General features: G+C 58.2%; 19 protein-coding genes. 6 read left to right on the forward strand and 13 right to left on the reverse strand.

Features of this window, described 5'->3' with window-relative positions; all coding sequences use genetic code 11:
- Window positions 1-2: 2 nt before the first annotated feature.
- From tssH to ACM6IT_RS04785, 7 genes are all read right to left on the reverse strand, one after another.
- Entirely contained in the window at window positions 3-2,606 is a 2,604-nt protein-coding gene (gene tssH / locus ACM6IT_RS04755; RefSeq protein WP_056723975.1) for a type VI secretion system ATPase TssH, read from the reverse strand.
- On the reverse strand, window positions 2,603-3,673 hold the full coding sequence (gene tssG, locus ACM6IT_RS04760; protein WP_056723977.1) for a type VI secretion system baseplate subunit TssG: 1,071 nt from the start codon (window positions 3,671-3,673) through the stop codon (window positions 2,603-2,605). The genes tssH and tssG overlap by 4 nt, the downstream gene beginning before the upstream one ends.
- On the reverse strand, window positions 3,637-5,469 hold the full coding sequence (gene tssF, locus ACM6IT_RS04765; protein ID WP_414917616.1) for a type VI secretion system baseplate subunit TssF: 1,833 nt from the start codon (window positions 5,467-5,469) through the stop codon (window positions 3,637-3,639). Before tssF ends, tssG begins: the two co-directional genes overlap by 37 nt.
- Window positions 5,469-5,951 (reverse strand): type VI secretion system baseplate subunit TssE, encoded by a 483-nt coding sequence (tssE, locus tag ACM6IT_RS04770; RefSeq protein ID WP_034150988.1) that lies wholly within the window; start codon window positions 5,949-5,951, stop codon window positions 5,469-5,471. Before tssE ends, tssF begins: the two co-directional genes overlap by 1 nt.
- A 25-nt stretch (window positions 5,952-5,976) precedes the next feature.
- Complete coding sequence (gene tssC, locus ACM6IT_RS04775) at window positions 5,977-7,479, reverse strand: type VI secretion system contractile sheath large subunit (RefSeq protein WP_056723981.1); 1,503 nt, start codon at window positions 7,477-7,479, stop codon at window positions 5,977-5,979.
- 10 nt (window positions 7,480-7,489) lie between these two features.
- The gene (gene tssB / locus ACM6IT_RS04780) at window positions 7,490-8,023 is read right to left on the reverse strand and encodes a type VI secretion system contractile sheath small subunit (RefSeq protein WP_007978739.1); all 534 of its coding nucleotides are present in this window, start codon (window positions 8,021-8,023) and stop codon (window positions 7,490-7,492) included.
- 68 nt (window positions 8,024-8,091) lie between these two features.
- Window positions 8,092-8,844 carry a hypothetical protein gene (locus ACM6IT_RS04785; protein ID WP_056723983.1) on the reverse strand — a complete coding sequence of 251 codons (753 nt, stop codon included), beginning with the start codon at window positions 8,842-8,844 and terminating at the stop codon, window positions 8,092-8,094.
- Between the two features lie 702 nt (window positions 8,845-9,546).
- Here ACM6IT_RS04785 and ACM6IT_RS04790 point away from each other — a divergent pair.
- Window positions 9,547-11,712 (forward strand): M48 family metalloprotease, encoded by a 2,166-nt coding sequence (locus ACM6IT_RS04790; RefSeq protein WP_414917617.1) that lies wholly within the window; start codon window positions 9,547-9,549, stop codon window positions 11,710-11,712.
- A gap of 35 nt (window positions 11,713-11,747) precedes the next feature.
- On the opposite strand, the gene ACM6IT_RS04795 is transcribed toward ACM6IT_RS04790, so the two are convergent.
- Window positions 11,748-11,984 carry a DUF6966 domain-containing protein gene (locus ACM6IT_RS04795; protein ID WP_414917626.1) on the reverse strand — a complete coding sequence of 79 codons (237 nt, stop codon included), beginning with the start codon at window positions 11,982-11,984 and terminating at the stop codon, window positions 11,748-11,750.
- Between the two features lie 23 nt (window positions 11,985-12,007).
- Between ACM6IT_RS04795 and ACM6IT_RS04800 the strand changes: the two genes are divergently transcribed.
- The 4 genes from ACM6IT_RS04800 (at window position 12,008) to ACM6IT_RS04815 (ending at window position 13,943) form a co-directional block, all read left to right on the forward strand.
- Window positions 12,008-12,535, forward strand: coding sequence for a DUF4303 domain-containing protein (locus ACM6IT_RS04800; protein WP_414917618.1), 528 nt, complete (start codon window positions 12,008-12,010; stop codon window positions 12,533-12,535).
- Window positions 12,536-12,563: 28 nt separating this feature from the next.
- Window positions 12,564-13,106: a CbrC family protein gene (locus tag ACM6IT_RS04805; protein WP_056723989.1), complete on the forward strand. Its 543-nt coding sequence runs from the start codon at window positions 12,564-12,566 to the stop codon at window positions 13,104-13,106.
- A 117-nt stretch (window positions 13,107-13,223) separates the two neighbouring features.
- Window positions 13,224-13,430 carry a hypothetical protein gene (locus ACM6IT_RS04810; protein ID WP_056723991.1) on the forward strand — a complete coding sequence of 69 codons (207 nt, stop codon included), beginning with the start codon at window positions 13,224-13,226 and terminating at the stop codon, window positions 13,428-13,430.
- Window positions 13,431-13,469: 39 nt separating this feature from the next.
- Complete coding sequence (locus ACM6IT_RS04815; RefSeq protein ID WP_414917619.1) at window positions 13,470-13,943, forward strand: hypothetical protein; 474 nt, start codon at window positions 13,470-13,472, stop codon at window positions 13,941-13,943.
- Window positions 13,944-14,368: 425 nt separating this feature from the next.
- Here the strand turns inward: ACM6IT_RS04815 and ACM6IT_RS04820 are convergent, their stop codons facing one another.
- The 5 genes from ACM6IT_RS04820 to ACM6IT_RS04840 all read right to left on the reverse strand — a co-directional run bounded on the left by ACM6IT_RS04820 (window position 14,369) and on the right by ACM6IT_RS04840 (window position 17,687).
- A complete protein-coding gene (locus tag ACM6IT_RS04820; protein ID WP_414917620.1) occupies window positions 14,369-15,277 on the reverse strand; it encodes an immunity protein Tsi6 family protein in 909 nt (302 codons plus the stop codon).
- A gap of 68 nt (window positions 15,278-15,345) precedes the next feature.
- A complete protein-coding gene (locus ACM6IT_RS04825) occupies window positions 15,346-15,609 on the reverse strand; it encodes a hypothetical protein (protein WP_414917621.1) in 264 nt (87 codons plus the stop codon).
- Between the two features lie 49 nt (window positions 15,610-15,658).
- Window positions 15,659-15,826 (reverse strand): hypothetical protein, encoded by a 168-nt coding sequence (locus tag ACM6IT_RS04830; RefSeq protein WP_414917622.1) that lies wholly within the window; start codon window positions 15,824-15,826, stop codon window positions 15,659-15,661.
- 62 nt (window positions 15,827-15,888) lie between these two features.
- Window positions 15,889-16,218 carry a hypothetical protein gene (locus ACM6IT_RS04835; RefSeq protein ID WP_046820293.1) on the reverse strand — a complete coding sequence of 110 codons (330 nt, stop codon included), beginning with the start codon at window positions 16,216-16,218 and terminating at the stop codon, window positions 15,889-15,891.
- Between the two features lie 8 nt (window positions 16,219-16,226).
- Complete coding sequence (locus tag ACM6IT_RS04840) at window positions 16,227-17,687, reverse strand: DUF6861 domain-containing protein (protein ID WP_414917623.1); 1,461 nt, start codon at window positions 17,685-17,687, stop codon at window positions 16,227-16,229.
- Window positions 17,688-18,406: 719 nt separating this feature from the next.
- Here ACM6IT_RS04840 and tssI point away from each other — a divergent pair.
- Window positions 18,407-20,257: a type VI secretion system tip protein TssI/VgrG gene (gene tssI / locus ACM6IT_RS04845; protein WP_223542074.1), complete on the forward strand. Its 1,851-nt coding sequence runs from the start codon at window positions 18,407-18,409 to the stop codon at window positions 20,255-20,257.
- Window position 20,258 lies beyond the last annotated feature (1 nt).

A 20,258-nucleotide genomic window follows, 5' to 3' on the forward strand; every position in this document is an offset into this window, starting at 1 on the left:
GATCAGTTCAGGCGATAGGCGAAATCGCCGTCGCTGCCCAACTCGATGTTCAAACTCTGAATCGGTTTGTCCTGCGCCATGCGCTCCAGCACCCGTTGCGCCAGTTCCGGCATCAGGGTCTTGGACAGAATGTTGTCGATGTTGCGGGCGCCGCTGTCGACTTCCGTGCAGCGCGAGGCAATGGCCTTGACCAGCGCCTCGTCATAGCTCAGGACAGCCTGATGATTACGCTCGAAGCGCTGGCGAATGCGCGCAAGCTTGAGTGCGACGATGCGCTCCAGAATCGCGTCCTTGACCGGGTAGTAGGGGACGATGGTCAGGCGGCCGAGGAAGGCCGGCTTGAACACCTGGTTCAATTCGTCACGCAGCCCTTCGACGATATCTTCCGGCGTCGGTTGCGGCTGGGCATTGAGGCACCACTGCATGATGCGGTCGGTGCCGGTGTTGGACGTGAGGATGATCACGGTGTTGCGGAAGTTGATCTCGCGACCTTCGCCGTCATCCAGCACGCCTTTGTCGAACACCTGGAAAAACAGTTCGAGCACGTCCGGGTGGGCCTTTTCCACTTCATCGAGCAGTACCACGCTGTAAGGCTTGCGCCGCACGGCTTCGGTCAGCACGCCGCCCTCGCCATAGCCGACATAACCCGGAGGCGAACCCTTGAGACTGGAGACGGTGTGGGCTTCCTGGTACTCGGACATGTTGATGGTGATGACGTTACGCTCGCCGCCGTACAGGGTGTCGGCCAGCGCCAGTGCGGTTTCGGTCTTGCCGACGCCGCTCGGGCCGAGCAACAGGAACACGCCGATCGGTTTGTTCGGGTCTTCCATGCGCGCGCGGGAAATCTTGATGCGCTTGCCGATTTCCTGCAGTGCGTGGTCCTGGCCGAGCACCCGTTCGCCCAGCAATGCCGGCAGGCGCTGCACGGTGTCGATTTCGTCGCGCAGCATCTTGCCCAGCGGGATGCCGGTCCAGCCGGAGATCACTTCACCGATGGTGCCGCCATCCACCAGGGCATGCACCAGCGGTTGCTCACCCTGGACGCTGGCCAGTTCGGCGCGCACCGCGGCAATCTCCTGGGTATCCGGTGCCTGATTTTCCGGATGGCTGAGGGCGCCGAGTTTTTCCACCAGTTGCAGCTCGCGTTGCCATTGCTGTTCGAGGGCATCGCGGGCCTGCTGTTCGCTCAGCAGTTCGGTGTTGAGGGCGGTCAGGCGGCGGGCATGGTCGCTGCCTTTGGCGGCTTCCTGTTGCAGTACCGAGATCTCCGCCTGCAGATTGTCGATCTGGCGCTTGCAGTCTTCCAGCGGCCCCGGCTGTGCCGATTGCCCCAGGGCGACCCGGGCGCAAGCGGTGTCCAGCACACTGACGGCTTTGTCCGGCAGTTGGCGCCCGGTGATGTAGCGATTGGACAGGCGCACGGCCTGCACCAGCGCTTCGTCCATCACCGTGACTTTGTGATGTTCCTGCATCTTGGCCAGCAGGCCGCGCAGCATGTGGATCGCCTTGTCTTCGTCCGGCTCTTCGACCTTCACCACCTGGAAGCGACGGGCGAGGGCGGCATCTTTCTCGAAGTACTTCTTGTACTCGGCCCAGGTGGTCGCCGCGATGGTGCGCAATTCGCCGCGAGCCAGGGCTGGCTTGAGCAGGTTGGCGGCATCGTTCTGCCCGGCCTGGCCGCCCGAACCGATCAGGGTGTGCGCTTCGTCGATGAACAGAATGATCGGGTGCAGGCTGCGCTTGGTTTCTTCGATGACTGACTTGAGGCGGTTTTCGAATTCGCCTTTCACCCCGGCACCGGCTTGCAACAAGCCCAGGTCCAGGGTATGGATGGCGACACCTTTGAGCACCGACGGCACGTCACCCTGGATGATGCGCAGGGCCAGGCCTTCGACCACGGCGGTTTTGCCGACGCCAGCCTCACCGGTGAGGATCGGGTTGTTCTGGCGGCGGCGGGTGAGGATGTCGACCATCTGCCGCACCTCGAACTCGCGACCCAGTACCGGATCGATCCGGCCTTCGCGAGCGCTTTGCGTGAGGTTGATGGTGTACTGATCGAGGGCCGGTGTCTTGCCGTTGCCTTTGACCGGGCTGGTGTTGGCGGCTTCTGCAGTGCCCAGCGGTTTGGCCAGGGCCGATTCGGCGCTGCCTTCCACCAAGGCGTTGAGGTTCACGCGCAAATCGTCGGCGTTGATCTTCTCCAGCTCGGCCGCCCCCGCGATCACCACCCGGCGCAGTTCGTCGTCATCGAGCAAAGCCTGCAACAGATGACCGGTGCGGATCTGTGCCTGGCCGAACTCGATGGAGGCCAGGACCCACGCCTGTTCGATCATGCGGGTCAGGTGCGGCGACAGTGCCGGGGTGCGCGTATTGCCCTTCTTGAACGTCCCCAGTGCCGTCACCAACTGCGCCTGCAAGCGCTCAGGCACCACGTCGTAATGACGCAGGATGGCCGGCAGGTCGTTGTCGTGGCCGTCGAGCAATTGCAACAACAGGTGCTCGATTTCGACATCGTAGTGGTGTTCCGACAGACACAGTGCCGCGGCGCTTTCGGTGGCGGTACGGCTGGTGTCGTTGAGCTTGGCGAACAGGGACTTCAGGTTCACAGGGAGATCCCATCAAAAGGAATGTGGAAGAGCGCGCAACGGGAGGGTTCCACGTCGACGCCTGGTCGTTTGAGCCAGCCGAGCCGGCCCAGCGAAAGATTGCCCTGGCGACCCAGGCGGGCGACGGGTACGGACTGCGGTTTGAGCTTTGGCGCCAACTGGAAATCGAGTTCCGCGCCCACATAGAAACGCACCAGTTCCACCAGCTTCCGGTAGTCCTCGGTGCCTGGCTGGAAGCGTTGATAGTCGGCCAGTTCCAGCGGGCCCATCTCGATGCGCACGCACGACTGATAGTCCCAGACCCGATTGCCGGCGACGGCGCTTTGCCCGAGCACGGCGTTCTTGCGCCCCAGTTGCGTGCATTGGCTGGCGTCGAGTTTCAGCCAGCGACCGGCAAACGGCTTGACCTTGAATGGCAGCGAAAAATAGAAAGCCAGCATCACTTCCAGGTTCAACGCGTTGCGTGGCTTCTGGGCGAACAGGCCGGAGAAATAGCTGAACAATTCACGGCGCAGGGGTGAGCCTTGTTTGTCGAATTTCTGCTTCTGCGCTTCGGGGCCGAAACCCACCAGGTTGAGCAGGTAGCGGTCGAAATCCGAGGTGCCGTTGCGTTCGTACTCGATGTAGAACTTGTACTTTTGCCAGGCCTCATAGAACAGCGTGGTCATGCGGTGCGAAAAAATGTCGAGGAACGCATGGGCCGCGTCATCCCGGTACTGGATGTGCCGCTCAATCAATAGCTCGGTGTACGGACGCGGCAACACGCCCGACGGCCCGACCAGCCCCATGAAGGTGACTTGCATCTCGGACAGCGGCAGGCCGGCCACGGACACCTTGCCTTCACGCTCGAATTGCAAATCGCTGACTTCACTGGCCGGGAAGTTGAGCGACAGCTGCGAGCGAAAACGCAAAGGGTCTTCGTGCGGTCGGGTTTGCAGGTCCATGCGCCCGGTTCTGCTGTAATGCAGGCGAAGCAAGCGCACCAACTGGAAAAACTCGAATCGGTGCGGCTCAGCCCGTGCCTGGTCGATCAGACCAGGGGTTGATCGCCGGTTCGCGGTGGCCATTGGACGACTCTCTTTTCGCGCTGCAAGGTGCGAAGGGTTAATTGGGTAAAGCTGTTCATCGAGCAGTACTGACCAAAGAAGTGATCGAGCACCATGCCGAACAAAAACACACCGCTGCCGGTGTACTGGCTTTCATCGAAATTAAGGGTGATGCCGACGCCGCGCACGAAGTTCGGCCGCGGGTGGCCGATGCGCGCGACCACAGGTTCGCTGCTGACCGAGACGATGCCGTTGATCTGTTTGCGGATCGCCGACACGTTGCGGTAGTTGTAGAGCGACAACAGCTCCAGCAGCACCTCGCGACCGCGGGACACCAGCGACATGTGGTTCAGCGACAGGTGCGAAATCAGCCGCCAGATCACCCCGTTGCCCAAGGGCACGCGCGCGGTGGCGGTGGGCTTGCGCAGGCAGCGGATGTCCTTGATCACCGAGTTACCGGGGATATTGAAATCGCCGCGCTCGCCGCCGAACGGCAACATCAGGGGCAGGTCACGGTTGCTGCAGGTCAGGCGGATGCTCAACGCATCGTTGTTGGCCTCCATCAACCCCAGCTCGCGATCCACCACCCGGATAAACACGTTCGAGCCATCGCGCTGGCCGCTCTGTACCGCTCGGCGCCGGGCAATCCAGAAGCTTTGGCCCGGGCCCTGATCGCCACGGGGTTCGAAAAACGGATGGCAGGTGCCGACCTGATCGATGCCGCCGACCTTGCGCACGCGCCGCACGCGATCGATGGACACCACTTCGGCCGAGCCTTGCAGGCGCACATCCGGCGTCACTGCGTATTCGTGCTGGGCGTGGGTCAACTTGATCGGCTCGGCCTGCTGGCGGAACAGGTTGATGATCGGCGTGCAATTGAGCTTGAAGTTATTGCGCCCGATGTTTTGCGTCAGGCGCGCCAGGCGGTCGCTCAGGTCGTAGTCGGAAAAGTAGAAATTGACCTCGACTTTCTCGACGTCCTTGCCCGCCAGAATCCGCGCAAAACCCGACAGGTCGAAGAACATGAATTTGTCGGGGAAGGTGAAGTATTCGTGCAGCAGGCGGTAGCCGAGGAACGAGCGCTCGGAGTAGTCCACCAGGCCTTCGTCCAGACCGTAACCGACGGCTTTCAACGCGTTGGCCGGCAAGACGACCTCGCGGGTGCGCCCCTGATCTTCGAAGCTCAGCGTGGCCTTGGCCAGGTTGTTGAACAGCAGTTCGTACAGTTGCAGCATCAACGTGCTTTCGCCGTCGAGGAAGAACCGCAGGCTGTCCAGTTCCAGCTTGCCGAACAACACGTCGGAGGTCGCCACCAGGCCGATGCGCAGGCGCGCGACCAGGTCAGCGCTGTGGCCGTTGAACGCCGAGCGTTCCATCTCGATAAACGATGCCTGTTGCACCGACACCGGCCACAGCTCGACCGGGTAGCAGGTGCGGAATTTACACACCACGCCATCGATCGGGTTGGCGCTGAGTTCGGTATGCCGGGGCACACGGAAGGCTTCGGTGACTTTTTCCTGCTTGCCCAGATTGAATTCGACGATCGACATCGACGGGGTAGGGCGCAGGTAATGCGGGTACAGCACCTCGAGAAACGACTCGACGATTTCCGGCAGCTCGTCGTCGAGTTTTTTGTGCACCCGCGCCGACAGGAACGAGAAGGCCTCGATCAAGCGCTCGGTATGCGGGTCTTCGCAGTTATCGCCCTCGATGAGCAACCGCGAAGCGATTTTCGGGTACTGGCTCGCGAACTCCTGGCCCAAAAAGCGCAGGTGCGACAGTTCCTTTTCGTAATAGGGCAGCAGATCGTCGAGCATCAGTTGAGGTTCTGCACTTTGTATTCCTGGGTGTTGACCTGCAGCACCGCGTCGAAGGACACCTGGCGGGTGACGTCTTGCAGGCGCAGGACCGCGTCCACGCGAAAGGTCAGCATGCGTTGGCCGGTCTGTTGGGCGAGCAGTTGCACTTTGACGCTGCGAAAGCGCCGGTCGCCGACCGTGATCGCTTTCTCCAGTTGCCGCTGGATCAACAGGCGATCCTTCGGATCAAGCACGCTGCGGCTGGTGAAATCCGGCATGCCGTAGTCGAGGATGCTGCCGCTCAGGTTGACGAAACCGTCCAGCTCGTTGGCGACCAGGGACTGGCGGGTGTTGACCAGGATTTCCAGGTCGCGAACGATGCTGGCCTTGTAATCGGCCAGCGAACACAAGCGCTGCGATGACGCTTCGATGGACTGATGCGGACGATCGTCCAGCAATCGGTCCAGCAGTGATGGCAACAGCTTGTGTTGACTGGTCATGGTGCCTCCCTGGCAATGTGCCCGATCAGCCGCGGGTCGATTGCGGCAATTCAGCGACCAGGCGCAACGAAGCGGTCAGCTCGTCCAGTTGGTAGTGCGGGCGCAGGTAGGTCACGGCCTTGTACACCCCCGGCTTGCCCGGCACCTCGAACACCTCGGCGCGGGCTTCGCGCAACGGGAACTTGGCCTTGGCTTCCTGGCTCGCGGTGTCGTCCAGCAGCACGTAGCTCGACAGCCACTTGTTGAGGAACAGCTCGACGTCCTTGCGCGAGGCGAAGCTGCCGATCTTGTCGCGCATGATCGCCTTCATGTAGTGGGCGATGCGCGAGGTGGCGAAGATGTACTGCAACTGCGCGGAAAGCCGGGCGTTGGCATTGGCGATGTCGGTGTTGTATTGCTTCTGCTTCTGCGCCGACTGGGTGCCGAAGAACGCGGCGTAGTCGGTGCCTTTGCAGTGCACCAGCGGAATGAAACCGAGGTCCGACAGCTCTTTTTCACGGCGGTCGGTGATGGCGATTTCGGTCGGGCACTTGAGGGCGATTTCACCGTCATCGGTCTTGAACGTGTGGGTCGGCAGACCTTCCACCAGGCCACCACCCTCGACACCACGGATCGCCACGCACCAGCCGTAACGGGAAAACGCATCGGTGACCCGGGTGCCCAGCGCGTAGGCGGCGTTCATCCACAGGTATTTGTTGTGGTCGCGGCCATCGACGCTTTCGACGAAGTTGAATTCCTCGACCGGCGTGGTATCCGGGCCGTAAGGCAGGCGACCGAGCACGTGGGGCAGGGTCAGGCCGACATAACGGGAGTCTTCGGAGGCGCGGAACGACTTCCACTTGGCGTATTCGACGGTGTCGAAAATCTTCGCCAGGTCCCGTGGTCCGGACATGTCGGTGAACGAATCCCAGCCGAACAGCTCAGGCGAGGCCGCCGAGATGAACGGTGCGTGGGCGGCCGCGGCGACGTGGGAAATCTCTTCGAGCAGGTACATGTCTTCCGGGCTGCGGTTGAACTCGTAGTCACCCAACAGCATGCCGAACGGTGCACCGCCGAAGGTGCCGTATTCTTCTTCGTAGATCTTCTTGAACAGCGCGCTCTGGTCGAATTCGGAAGCGGCCTTGAGGTCACGCACCAGGTCTTTCTTCGACGCATTGAGCAGGTGGATCTTCAGCGTGGTACTGGTTTCGGTCTGGTCGACCTGATACTTCAGGCCGCGCCAGGACGCTTCCAGCTGCTGGAACTCACTGGCGTGCATGATCTCGTTCATCTGCTCGGAGAGCATCGCGTCGATCTCGGCGATGCGCGCATCGAGCACGGCGATCAGGTCCTTGCTCGGCGTCATTTCGCCTTCCAGGATCTGGTTGACCAATTCACCGATCAGGTCGCGGGTGCGGGTGCGCTCGGTCTCGGAGCGGGCCACGCGGCTTTGCGAAATGATGCTGTCGAGCAACGAGGATTGCGCGGTGAAGCTATCCACTTCAACCAGCGTGCTGTCCTGTTGAGTCACGGTTTGCTTGTCGTTCATCGTCAGGCTCCTACGCTTTGCCGTCGGTGGCTGGAACGGCGGCTTCACGGCCGAATTCCTTGCCCAGGGTTTTCAACTTCTCGGTGTTCTGCAACACGTCCATCAGCAGCTCTTCGAGCTTGTCGTTGCCGCCCATCTTGTTGCGCAGGTCCGCCAGCTTGTTGCGCACTTCCAGCAGCTTGCGCAGCGGCTCGACCTGCTTGACCACGTTCTGCGGTTCGAAGTCTTCGAGGGCGTTGAAGTTGAGCTCGACCCCCAGCTGCGTGCCGTTCTTGGCCAAGGTGTTGTCGACGCGGTAGGTCAGGCGCGGCTTGATGCCCTTGAGCACGCCGTTGAAGTTGTCGCGGTCGATGAAAATGAACTTGCGGTCCTTGAGCTTCGGCAGCGGCTCCAGCGGGTTGCCGGAGAAATCGCCCAGCACACCGACGACAAAGGGCAGCTCTTTCTTTTCCTGAGCGTCACCGATATCCACGTCGTAGGTGATATGGACCCGAGGCGCGCGAACGCGGTCGAGTTTGTGCTGGGTACTTTCCTTCTTCGCCATCGTGATCTCCTGTGCGATCAATTCGCTGCAAGTCGTTTGCGTGTCGGTCCAATGCCTGGCCGGGCGCGTTACATTCCTTCGATCGTCAGCAGCAGGCGCTGACGGATTTCATCGTTCATTTCCATGATGTTGGCGTGGCCCACCAGCTCTTCGAAGCTGGTGTTGCCGGCGATCTGGGTACTGCTGCGGATCACCGCCTCGTCGGGCAGTTGCGAGCGAACCGGCGAGCTGATGACGCAGAAGGGCAGGTCGCCGAACTCCTTCAAGCGTTCGAAACTGACGGGAAAACGCAGGCCTTCGAGCAGGCGGCTGATGCCGGGCGACTTGCTCAGGCAGTAGAACAGCACCAGGTAATGCACCACGAAGCGGTACAGTTCGGCGCTGCTGCGATTGGGGTCTTTGATGACGGTGCGAAAACGGGCCAGGTCGAACGAACTGAAGCCCACCACCCAGCGCACGGGGCTGGTGATGCGAATGGATTGGCCGCTTTGGGACAGCACCTTGTCGTACTCCAGCGCAAACAGTTGCGGAGTGGTGCTGAGCAGGTTGAGGGGCACTTCGAGTTCGTTGACCAGCTGGAACGGAGCACCCGAGCCGATGCGGTCGTAGAGCTCCTTGAGTTCCTTGAAGTGGTGCTGGGTTTCGCGGCCGCTGCTGCGTTGCGCACCCTGCAGGTACTCACCGAAAAACGCTTGCGGACGGATCAGCAAAGCCAGGGTCGCCAGGTAGTCCGAAGCCTGCGCCTTGAGCGCATCGGAAATGGCCCGGGTCTGGCTTCGCAGCTTGATCAATGCTTCAACATCAAAAAACGTCTGAGTCATCGGTACATCGTCCTTGAACACTGCGCGACGACTACCCGGATATACACGGGAGTACGTGCGCAGCGACTAATTTCTCGATTGAACGTCTGTTCACGAGTTGTGATTGCTGATGTTTCACATCAAAAAATCACACTGCCAGGAATCATTGGGAGTGCGATGCTGGCATATGGATATCGAGTTGCCAGTAACGTCGTGTATGGCAACAGGATGTGTAGGAAAGTTCCTACGAGGCGGGGATTTTTTCTTTTTTTTGTTACGTGTCGCAATGATGTCTGGTTGCCATCATTTGCCGGATCTGAATGGCGGAAGTGTCTGAAACCCAATAAATTCAATGGTTTCAGGCAAATAATGGATCCAATTTTTAATTGAAAAAAATTGAAAAAAGGTGAACCGGTTCACCCAATGCCCGCTTGATGATCCGCTGAGGAAAAGGTTGAAGGATAAGTGTCATATAACCGACAAGGAAGTGATGGCATCTCGAGGTGTCCGGGATATACGAGGCGTCCATTCCATTGCTGAACGAGTGTTCGGGCACTATGGCGTTACATATCGACGATATTTCTGTATAACGCGCCAGGTACGACTGCGCCCCATAACTTTCATGTCGGGCCGTGCAATAGCGTGAGGGCTTCCGGGCCTTTGTTAAATGGAATTTATGCGCGCCACGGATGTAAGGCGACGCGACTATTGAGGCCCTGTCTCATGAGAACGTTGAAACTCATTGCCGTACTTATTCTCCTGCCGCTTTGCCTTGGTTTGTTTGGCGCCTGGGAGTTACAACGCAGTACCGAGAGCATCAAGGAGTTCGCTGATATCAACGCCGAACTGGGCGAGATGCATGTCGAACTCGAAGCGATGGTTGCCAAACCGTTCTCCCGCTCGGCCACAGTCGATATCAACGGTGAACGCATGGGTGTCCACCTGGCTTTATCGCGCGTTACCCAGGCCGAGCACGAACTGACCATCTTGCAACCGGTGGCTGCCGTGATGAGCAACCTGGCCAAGGGTGCCGTCACCCTCGGCCTCCTGGCTTCCCTGGTCGGCGTGCTGGGGCTGCTGGGTCTGCGTTGGGCCGGTGCCCGCGCGAGCCATTCCCGTGAACGATTGCTGCACACCTTCAGCCGAGTGAGTCGCCTGTTGCCGTATCTGCTGGTGGGGCACATTGTCGCCATGGGCGCGGCGGTAGCGGCCATTCTCGGTTTCGAAGGCCTGGGGCTGTGGCACATGGGGAAAATGGCCGCCGGTGAATTCAAACTGATGCTCATCGTGTTGATGCTGATGCTCGGTTTCCTGTATTCGATCTGGCAGATGGGCAAGCAGCTGCCGGTCATGCTGCGCATGTTCCAGTCCACACCGATGAACGTTCTGGGCCAGGTGGCCACACCGCAACAGGCGCCAGCGTTGTGGGCCTATGTTCGCCAGCTGGCGGATCAACTCGGCGCGTTGGCACCCGAGCACATCGTGCTGGGCATGACCGAAGGCTTTTACGTCACCTCCAGCGACGTCAACCTGCTGCCGTCAGGCACCGCGCTCAAAGGCCGCACCCTGCACGTGCCGATGCTGTACCTGGGCTTGCTCGATTCGGCAGAAACCGGCGCGGTCATCGGTCACGAACTGGCGCACTTCGCCGGTGCCGATACCGAGTACAGCCTGCGTTTCGTACCGATCTACGAGGGTATCGGCCGCAGTCTCGGCGTGATTGCCGAAACCATGCTGCAAAGCGATGTGCTGCAACGCACGACGCTGTGGCCGGCCTTCATGCTCGGTGAGTATTTCATGGAGCGTTTCGATCACGCGGTGAACCATTGGAGCCGCGTGCGGGAACTGGCGGCGGACGCGGCGGGCGCGCAGTTGGCGGGGAACATTGCCATCGCTTCGGCGCTGGTGCGTATTTCGGCCATCGACCCGTTGTTGCAACAGTGTGTATTTACCCGTGTGTCGCAAGCGACCAACCCGGGTGCCGGGTACGTCCCGCCCCACGACTTGCCAACCAGCGTCGTGCAGGAATTGGCCGCGCAGCCGCTGACCCTGCCCGAGGAGGAAATGGCAGCCAGCCTGCCGCATCCATCGGACACCCATCCCTCCAATCTTGAGCGGCTGGCGTCCCTGCAAGTCACGGTCGAAGAGGCCGTCAGCCGCGGCACCCGCCCGATCAACGCGGCACAAGCCTGCGCCGCGATGGATCACTATTTCGCCGCCCCCCAGGCATTGCGTGCGCGCATTACCGAGGACTTCCTCGGCCACTACGTGGAGCAGGACGCGGCGGTTGTGCAGGAGTTGCGTAGCCATGCCGGCAATGCCACGGAGGAAGTCCGACTGCATGAAGGCGCACGATTGCGCGGGTGGATTACCTTGATTTGTTTCTCGCTTTTCATGTTGTTGGGCTTGGGGCTGCTGGTCTTGCCGTGGCTGTTGCCGCAGGCTTCAGGGAGTAACAAATCGATGATACTGGCTGCTGGTGGGGTGCTCGTCGTATTGATGGCATGCCTGCTGCCATTCTCGTTGCGCTTGCTCAAGCGGGCGAACAAGACCGCGTTGTTGCTGACGCCCGAGCACTTCGTTTTTGCCAACCTCAAGGCACCACTGCCGATCCGGCACGTCGCTGATTTTGGTCTGCAAATGGGCCAGGGGCTGCACTTGAATCTGCTGCTGGAAGACGATGCTCCGATGCCTGAGTTGGCCTCGCGCTCGTTCTTTTCGCCTGATGCGAAGCTCGACAAGAAAAAGCGCTGGGTCCAGTTACAGTTGATTCAGTTCTGTCGGGACGACAAAAAGCTCAAGAATGAGCAATTGGCGGAACTGATCGGCACCTACCTCAATGCAGGCACTGCGCGGCACTTGCTGCAGCAGCGATTCGAGCAGGCCTGAAGGCTTTCAGCATTGGCAAGCGTGGGGCGCCGGGTTCAATGGCTCCCTGCGCAAAGCTGATGAAGATCTGATAGCAGCCCTTGCAGTTCGTTGTTTTCGTCCAGCAAGGGTTTTGCATTTTCATACAGAACAACGTCGTTGATTGAGCCCATGCCGCCGTACAGCGACATCAGATGAAACAACGCGTACGCCGTATCCTGGGGCAGCGGCCGCCCGCCTTTCTGTTCAGGGCCAGGGAAGTGGTCGGCGATGTTGAGGGCACGGATATGGATGGTTTCATGAGGTTCTTTTTTGAATGAGCGACTCGGGCCAGATCAACGACCATTTTCAGCGAGATGTTCAGGTAGCGTGCAAGAAGGCCATCGAGCAATTTCGCCAAGCGCACCCCACCGCCGATGTCTGTGGGTTTGCGCTGTACTCAGACGCGGATGCGCGGACGCTGGTGCCGTCGTTCAACACGGCTGATCACTTGGCGCGCGTGCAGGCTGAAGAACCTGCTGAGCAGGCGTATTTCAAATGGTCACCCGCTGAATGGAGCCACGAAACCTTCGGTGGCGAACACTTCAACGTCCTGTCGAGCCTGTTGTGGGACTTGGCTGATTCGATTCCCGATGAAGATTTTGAACGTCACCGCGCACTCGTCTTCGAACACTGTGTTGCGGCCTTGAAGCCGCTGACGACGTGCGCGTTTGAGAACGCCATTTATGTATTCGCAGTCTCTGACTCTCAAAGCGTGCCGGAAGAAATCGCCTGGATTACGCAACTCAATACCCCCGAGCAAGCCCTCGAATTCAAGACATGGTTAGAGTGGGTCGAGCAATGAAAGGCATGCACTTAACAAGGATGCGTACATGACACTGCCCCACTTTATTTATCATCCCGATCCCGTCGGTAGCGGTTCGGTGCAAGCCTCTTACGCCACTTGCGTGAGCTGCAATCAGGCGCGAGGCTACATTTATGTGGGCCCGGTATACGCCATTGATGAATACGAAAACTGCATCTGCCCTTGGTGCATTGCCGACGGGAGTGCGCACCAGCGTCTGGGCGCAACGTTTGTCGATGACGAGAGTATCGGCCTGGACGGCGAAGACACGCTGAGCGAGGAGCAGATCGCCGAAGTCAGCCAGCGCACGCCTGGTTTTAATGGCTGGCAGCAAGAGTGCTGGTTGACTCACTGCGACGACGCAGCCGAGTTTGTCGGTAAGGCCGGCCATGCAGAGTTGCTTGAACTGGGCCCAGCAGCCATCGCCGCCGTTCAGGACTCAACAGGATTGGAGGACGGTCCACAGTGGCGAGCGTTCTTAAATGCCCTGGATAAGGATCATGGGCCTACCGCCTACCTGTTCAAATGTCGCCACTGCGCCACGCTGGGCGCTTACCAAGACAGCCATTGATACCCAAAGTGCTCAATCCGTGGCGACCCACAAGGAAGAATCTCTGATGACCGACGATCACACCCCCGACTTCACCAAAGTCTCCACCGGCATGCTGCCGTTCCCACCTGTGAAGACGTGTTTGTCGCCGATCAACTGGAACTGGCCAACCATCTGCACCCTTTGTTCAGCTTAGATATCAGCACCGTAAACCCCGAGTGGTCGGGCGTGCTGCACATGCTCAGCCCGTTGGAACCGTACGAGGGCTTTGTCGGCGAGCTGAACGAGCGGGACGGGTGCCATGGCTACCATTACCGGACGGCCGGTGCAAACAGAGCCGATTGAAGGCTTGGTGCTATTCACCTTCGATTACAGTTGAATCCCATGAACAAGACCGAACTGCAAACTCTTGTAGTCAGGGTTAAAAAGTATCTCTTGATTATCTTTTTGCTCTGCCTTGTAGGCGTTTTCATCTATGCGTACCTGCACAAACCGGAATTTCCTTCCGAGGTAGTCCTGAAGCAAGACTTCATTCCGGGGCAGTCGATCTACATCGTTCAAGATGCCAGGGATCCAGATGAGCCCAAAAGCCTGAGGTTCTACGTCAACAATGGCGGCGGCAGGAATAATGAGGCGATGACGGTACGCCTCGGCAAGACCCCGGCCTTCCTGGTTTCGGACACTGACTTGAAGGACGTGGTAATCCAGCGTGTCTCCAACGGCCTGCACATCAAACTCAAAGGCGCAGTCTCGAATTACCGGAGCAACCTCTACCTTGAAGACGGCGACACTTACACCACCTACCGTGTAAGCCTTGAGCAAGTCGAAACGCGACCGCCCTTGCCGAGCGGTCGGTAAGCTTATTTCAGCAAGGCAACCACTGCGCAGACAACCGCAATCACCAGCGCCGGCCACTGCATCGGAATAAAAAGAAGTGGTGGCGAACGCCATCGGCGTGAACCCGGCGATTCAATACAAAGCCCAGTACAACATTGATGGCTGAACCAATACGTTCCCAACAGTGCGGCAACCGCCAAAACCCTCGATTACAGCCTGAAGCGCTGGGTAGCGCTGACACACTACCTGGAACTGGTGCCAACTTAAATTTAAGTGCACACCCTGTCTGGGCTTTTCGGGGCTGGGTAGATGACTTTGCCGGACGCTTAATACGGTGTGTTCGCCAGACGCTTACGATTCGCTATCCATAGGATTCCGTTGTCGCCGCGGTACCACGTTTCGGTCACTACGTTACCTTTAGCGTTATCCGTGAAGTCGCAGCAATTTCATGTGCGAGGAAGACTTTCCGGTGGCAACCCGTTAGGCAGCTGAATCTTCAGACCGCGTGCGATCTGAATGCCTATGTAGAAGGCATCCCCCACTACGCCAGCAAGTTCAGGATCGTCGGCTTCAAACTCTTTGCTGGCCCAAACGCCGATGGTCAATTGGTGCAACCGGGCTTTATCTTTTTCAACGCCCAGCAACACGTTCTTGATGAATTGCAACTGGATTAACGAGCTTGAATAAATCTGGAATTCTGGACAGCCGTTGTATCTCAGGGCGGTGATGGTGATCGCATTGTCAATGTAGTCGAGGGCAGTTGTCGGCGTTTTCAAGAGGCGGTCCCTCTCGGTACCAACGTCTTGATTGCTGCGCGACGCCACGTATTGATCAAACATTCGGACCTGCTCTCCAATCCGGGCAGAGTCTCGATTGGAGTCAACATGTTTTCTATAGGTAAGGAATTGTTCCGATTGTGGTCCATGGGCCAACAGCGAAACAATGGCCGCACATTGTATGAGCCAATAGATTTCGAACGAGGATTCGGTACCTCGACAATAACCAATATCTGTCCCCTTGCCGTACAAGTCACGAGCCAGTTGGCTGGCTTTATCGCGGTTTATCATCGCCTCTGATGTCCATCCGGCCCGGTCATTTGCGATGACGAATACCCGATAACGCTGCAACAGGAGGGCATCCACTAGCGTCAGGTCCGGGCAGGCAGGGGGCATCAACGGTACAAAAACCTCTGGCTCACGATTGCTCGGCAGCCAGGACAGGTTCCTTTCCACTCGGGAAGGTTGCTTGTCCACTTCGGTCAAGGTGGCTGCATCGACAACCTGCTCGGTGGGGGCGGGTGGAGGAGCGGGCTTTTGTCTGAAAAAGGTTTTCAAGCGCTTCAGCAGTTTTGACATGGAGGTAGCCGTTCAAGGATTTTGATTTCGAGGACAGCGGTCCATTGGTCCGGAGTGACGAGCTTGCCTTAGATAGCCGTTCCTCTATTGGCCCCCGGCTGCACAATCAGCAGGCCATCCAGCTCTCTGCGGCGACAGCTCATGGCAAACGCCAGGGCCGTATCAAGATCCGTTTGGAAGAAATCGAAGTTTGCCCGGTCAATTTGGTAATACTCCTCGTAGTCGACCATGCCGTTGCTGACTGGAATCGACAGGTAAAGGCGACCTGTAGTCTCCTCGACGCCTAAGGCAAACATATGTTCACGGCTTTTGAAAACGTCACTGAATTTCATCGTGTCCTTGATCTGGTGGTTGGCGGTTTTTATCTTCGCGCATTCTGGATTAAATGAGTTTGTACGATGACCAGTCGCGACCACCAATCAGCTCAATGTAAAAGTTCGCGTAAGCGCCGTTCAGATCACCCAGCATTCTCAGATTTGTTTCGTCGAAAAGGCGGTGGCCAGGAATAATGTCTTCGTTGGCGAAACGCTCGCCTTTCTGAATAGCCATTCAATCCTTACCGCGTTGCAGTACGCCTTGCTTGAGTCAAGGGGCTACGGCATTTTATGTGCTTATGTAGGTTTCGGATTACTGTTCTTCTTTTCTTCCATCTGGGCTTTCAGTCGACGTAGCGTCGGGGATTCTCCTCCGATCAGTTCGATTTTAAACTCCGCAAAAGCGTGCTCAAGCTCTGCATATTGCTGCAACCCCTCCTCAGTGAACAGATAGCGTCCAGGGATATCCCGCCATTCCATAGGTGTGCGGATTTGACCACGCTCGGCCAAATCCATCAGAGGGGCCAGTTCTAGATCCAATTTAGCTGCAGCAGGGTCTTTTGCCTTTAATGCATCGATGGCTGCCCGTAGCTTCAGGGTCTTTTCTTTAAGTTTTTCGATATCCATAGGAGGCTCTAGTTAGCTGTGGTTCCGATCAATTTTGGTGTTCCCCACTCGGCACGGTTAGGTGTCAGATATTGGAATGATTCACCGGTTCTCTGGATTGCACCGCTCAATTCTGATGTAGGGGCGACTTTACTGACAAAAACCTCGGTTGGCTTCAATGGTGCCATCTCGTAGATCGAATAGGTGGTTGATTCGCTGCTCAACGGCAATCCGAACGAATCAGCCAGTGTCCTCCCGGAGTTCGCGGCTGCCTGTAGCTCCTCATGAGTGGTAAAGAACGGCGAGTAAGGTGAAACGCCTTGGCCTTCGGGTACGATTTTCACAAGGGGCGAATCCATTAACCTTACTTCGGGGATGGTGGAGCCGGAAGCTACCTGGTCGAACGCCCGTGAGTAGATGGTTGTTGCATCAGCGTCAGGGGCAGCCGCTTGCAGTTTGCCCAGCAGTTTTTCCCCGTCAGGCGTATTCAGGAAGCCTTCGATTTGCTCGTTCGACAAGCCCTTGGTCTGGAAGGTTTTGACCTTCTTGACCTGATCCTCCACCGAAACGAAGTCAGGGTCCTGCTTGGCGTAATACTCACGCATTGTCTCCGGCTCGGCCTTCTGAAGAGGCGCCGGTTCCTTCACCCGCAACTCATCCCGAGCCAGCAACTTGTGCTCATTCCTTGCCAACCAACCCGCCAGCTCCTTGTTCGATATCTCCGCCTGAAGCTTCGCACTGCGGGTCGCGATGCTTTCCATGCTGTTCATCACACCCGCTTTCATCTGGCCCCGGGTCAGGTAGGTGACGATGGCGGTGAGTAGCAGCAGTACAAGTTGCTCCTGTCCGCGAGCCAGTTGTCGTGCCGCGCGTTCGATACGTTCCTGTACCAGTGCGGCGGAACCGCCGCTGGGGTCCAGGCCGGACGGTTTGACGCCTTCTTCGGCATGCCAGGCCGTGGCGATGCCTTCCTGCAAGGTCGAGAGGCAGGCGGGCAGGCCCTGGTAAAAATACTCGGCGATGGCTGACAGGCCCAGGCCCATGAGAATCAGGTTGCCGACCTGCAAGCCGATACCGGCCCCGGCAGCGGCTCCGGGGGCAGCGCCGACGCCGAATGCGAAGGCCCCCGCTGCGCCGCCGGCCACGGTGCCGATCGCTACGCTGCCGCCGAGAATCATCGAGACTTCCTTGACCAGTTGCAGCAGCACCGGCAGGATCTGCTCGATTTCAATCGAGGCCCACTTGCGCTTGAGGTCCATCTGGATGATCGGGTAGGAGAGGGTCATCGCCTGATGCACCGCATCGATGCGGTGACCACCCATGTAGCCATAGGCCTGGCTCGCGCCATTGCTGACACGCCGGGTGAAGCCGTTCCAGTTGTCGTGAGCGCTCTGCAAGCCGTCGTTGACGCCCTGGTTCAGCTCGCTGAATTTCTGGTCGAGGTTGCGTTCGACATCGGCCCAGCTGGGCACGTTGGCTAAAAGATCCATTTACTCATCACTGTCCTTGGGGGAAAGGCGCTTCCTTGTTGCTGCGGTCGAGCTGTCGAATATCCGACTTCACATCATTGCCAAAGTGATGGCTATCAGCCCTGCTTCAGACTGCGGGGCGAGTTGAAAATTTCAACATGGATCCCATTTTTTGTTATTCGCGTTACATTCGGCAATGATGGCAATAAGGCATTAGTTGCCAATCAGTGGCACTTAACTTCCCGTTCATCCTTGATATATCGGCGTTTCTGGGTGGCCAGCGTGGCGATAATTATTTTTCAGGGATTATCCCGAACTGAGTTCGAAGTGCGTGGAAGTGCCCGCATGCACTGCGTGCGGGTTGACACAGTGCATGACATGGGTGTCTCCTTCCCGCGTTCGAGAACCAGTGCAACTTGTAGAAGTGTGACAAATTTCTCAAATATTTTGCCGGGTAATGGCACTTTCATACTGCCTTGCGGTCGCAGTTCCTGACGCACAATGGCGTGTAAGGGATCTCATTCGGTGTTTAAAAAAATCGATGAAAATGAAGGATTTTTTGCAGGTGGCCTCTGGCAGAACTTGCAGATGATTCGTGCCTCAGACCGAAAACATAGGGTGGCGAAGTGTTCGCCTGGTTCAATGTTGCGGCAAACAGGGTTTTGACCCTCTTATCTGATTCGTTATGTGCAGTGGTTGAGAGAGGGCGGTAGCTTTCCACTGTTTTCAAGGAGATACACATGTTGATGGACCTTGCCGCAATGCTTTCCCCGCAAAATCGGCGCCTGTTCAAGTTCAAGAACCTCGCCAACCCCGAACAGCAATTGTTGCTTGAGTCCTTCAAGGGGACTGAAGGTCTGTCCCGTGCGTACAACTTCGAGTTGCTGCTGGTGTGCCAGGACTCCGACGTCGAGCTGAAGTCGATGATGGGCCAGCACGTGGTTCTGGAAATCGAGCTGGCAGACGCCACGCCCCGTTACCTGGCGGGCTATCTCACGCGGTTTGCCAGCATCGGCAGCGACGGCGGCATGGCTCGCTATACGGCGACGCTGAACCCCTGGTTCTCCATGCTGAAGAACCGCTTCGACACGCGCATTTTCCAGGGTTGCACGGTGGAAGATGTCGTCACCCAGGTGTTTGCCTTGTGCCCGGCGTTTTCCCGGCACGAGTTCCGCCTGAGCAAGCCGCTCAAGCATTACACCTATATCACCCAGTACCGGGAATCGGACTTCAATTTTGTCCAGCGCCTGCTGGAAGAAGAGGGGATGTTCTACTACTTCGAGCACACCGCCGAAGGCCACACCATGATCATCTGCGACGACTCCAGCACCCTGGTGCCGTTGCCTGAACAACCGCAGATCCGCTACCACACGGCATCGGTCACCGAGACCGCCGACTCCATTACCCAATGGAGCGGCAATCGCCAGTTGCAGTCCGGGAAAATGGCGGTCCAGACCTTCGATTATCGTCAGCCGTCCAATCGCTTACCGGTCGCCATGAAGAGCCTGAACAAGCAGGGCGATGTCGACGACTTCGAAATCTACGACTTCCCCGGCCAGTACACTCACGGCACCTACGACGAAGGCGAAACGCTGCTGCGGCTGCGGGTCGAAGCACTTGAGCTCAAGGGCAAGAGTTTTCATGGCGCCAGTAACTGCCGCGCGATGAAACCCGGCTACACCTTCGAACTGCTGCAGCATTACGATCACGACCAAGGCCCCGCCGATGATCGACAGTTCCTGCTGATGAGCGTCGAAAGCGAAGGTCACAACAACTACCTCAGCGGGCATCAGGCGAGCTACTACAACACCTTCGCCTGCGTGCGCAAAAAGATCGTCTTCCGCCCTCAACTCACTACCCCGCGCCCGACCATCTCCGGCCCGCAAACCGCGATCATCGTCGGTCCGCCGGGGGAGGAAATCTTCACCGACGAACTCGGCCGCGTGAAGGTGCAGTTTCACTGGGACCGCAAGGGTGAGCACAACGACAAGAGTTCCTGCTGGGTCCGCGTCGCCCAGGCGGGTGCCAGCGGCGGCTTCGGCAGCATCCAGATTCCCCGTGTGGGCGATGAAGTCGTGGTGGTGTTCCTCGACGGCAACCCCGACCGCCCGCTGGTCATGGGCAGCCTCTACAACAGCCAGAACACCCCGCCGTGGTCGCTGCCGGCGAACAAGACCCAGAGCGGGTTCCTGACGCGGTCGATGAAGGGCGACGGCGGTACGGCGAACTTCTTCCGTTTCGAAGACAAGGCCGGTGCCGAACAGATCATCATGCATGCCGAGCGCAACATGGACACCGAGATCGAGGTCGACGAGATCCACAGTGTCGGCAGCAACCGCACGATCACGGTCGGTGGCACGCACACCGAAACCATCAAGAAAGACACGGTGATGAATGTCCAGGAAGGCTCGCTGACGATCCAGGTCGACAACCAGTTCATTCAGGTCAGCGCCAAACAGCACATCATTCTTCAGGTGGGTGGCAGCAGTATCAAGCTGACGCCCGAAGGCATCGAAATAAAGGGTGACGCCATCGATATTCTTGGCAAGAACACCTACGTCCACGGTGACCGTGTCGATATCAACAAGTGAG

The organism is Pseudomonas sp. IT-P4, from assembly GCF_949767755.1.
Classification (GTDB): Bacteria; Pseudomonadota; Gammaproteobacteria; order Pseudomonadales; family Pseudomonadaceae; genus Aquipseudomonas; species Aquipseudomonas monachiensis.

Excerpts from the sequence above, each read along its gene's own strand:
- tssG (WP_056723977.1), bottom strand. The coding sequence starts at position 3,673 with ATGGCCACCGCGAACCGGCGATCAACCCCTGGTCTGATCGACCAGGCA.
- tssF (WP_414917616.1), bottom strand. The coding sequence starts at position 5,469 with ATGCTCGACGATCTGCTGCCCTATTACGAAAAGGAACTGTCGCACCTG.
- tssE (WP_034150988.1), bottom strand. The coding sequence starts at position 5,951 with ATGACCAGTCAACACAAGCTGTTGCCATCACTGCTGGACCGATTGCTG.
- tssC (WP_056723981.1), bottom strand. The coding sequence starts at position 7,479 with ATGAACGACAAGCAAACCGTGACTCAACAGGACAGCACGCTGGTTGAA.
- tssB (WP_007978739.1), bottom strand. The coding sequence starts at position 8,023 with ATGGCGAAGAAGGAAAGTACCCAGCACAAACTCGACCGCGTTCGCGCG.
- ACM6IT_RS04785 (WP_056723983.1), bottom strand. The coding sequence starts at position 8,844 with ATGACTCAGACGTTTTTTGATGTTGAAGCATTGATCAAGCTGCGAAGC.
- ACM6IT_RS04790 (WP_414917617.1), top strand. The coding sequence starts at position 9,547 with ATGAGAACGTTGAAACTCATTGCCGTACTTATTCTCCTGCCGCTTTGC.
- ACM6IT_RS04800 (WP_414917618.1), top strand. The coding sequence starts at position 12,008 with ATGAGCGACTCGGGCCAGATCAACGACCATTTTCAGCGAGATGTTCAG.
- ACM6IT_RS04805 (WP_056723989.1), top strand. The coding sequence starts at position 12,564 with ATGACACTGCCCCACTTTATTTATCATCCCGATCCCGTCGGTAGCGGT.
- ACM6IT_RS04815 (WP_414917619.1), top strand. The coding sequence starts at position 13,470 with ATGAACAAGACCGAACTGCAAACTCTTGTAGTCAGGGTTAAAAAGTAT.
- ACM6IT_RS04820 (WP_414917620.1), bottom strand. The coding sequence starts at position 15,277 with ATGTCAAAACTGCTGAAGCGCTTGAAAACCTTTTTCAGACAAAAGCCC.
- ACM6IT_RS04825 (WP_414917621.1), bottom strand. The coding sequence starts at position 15,609 with ATGAAATTCAGTGACGTTTTCAAAAGCCGTGAACATATGTTTGCCTTA.
- ACM6IT_RS04830 (WP_414917622.1), bottom strand. The coding sequence starts at position 15,826 with ATGGCTATTCAGAAAGGCGAGCGTTTCGCCAACGAAGACATTATTCCT.
- ACM6IT_RS04835 (WP_046820293.1), bottom strand. The coding sequence starts at position 16,218 with ATGGATATCGAAAAACTTAAAGAAAAGACCCTGAAGCTACGGGCAGCC.
- ACM6IT_RS04840 (WP_414917623.1), bottom strand. The coding sequence starts at position 17,687 with ATGGATCTTTTAGCCAACGTGCCCAGCTGGGCCGATGTCGAACGCAAC.
- tssI (WP_223542074.1), top strand. The coding sequence starts at position 18,407 with ATGTTGATGGACCTTGCCGCAATGCTTTCCCCGCAAAATCGGCGCCTG.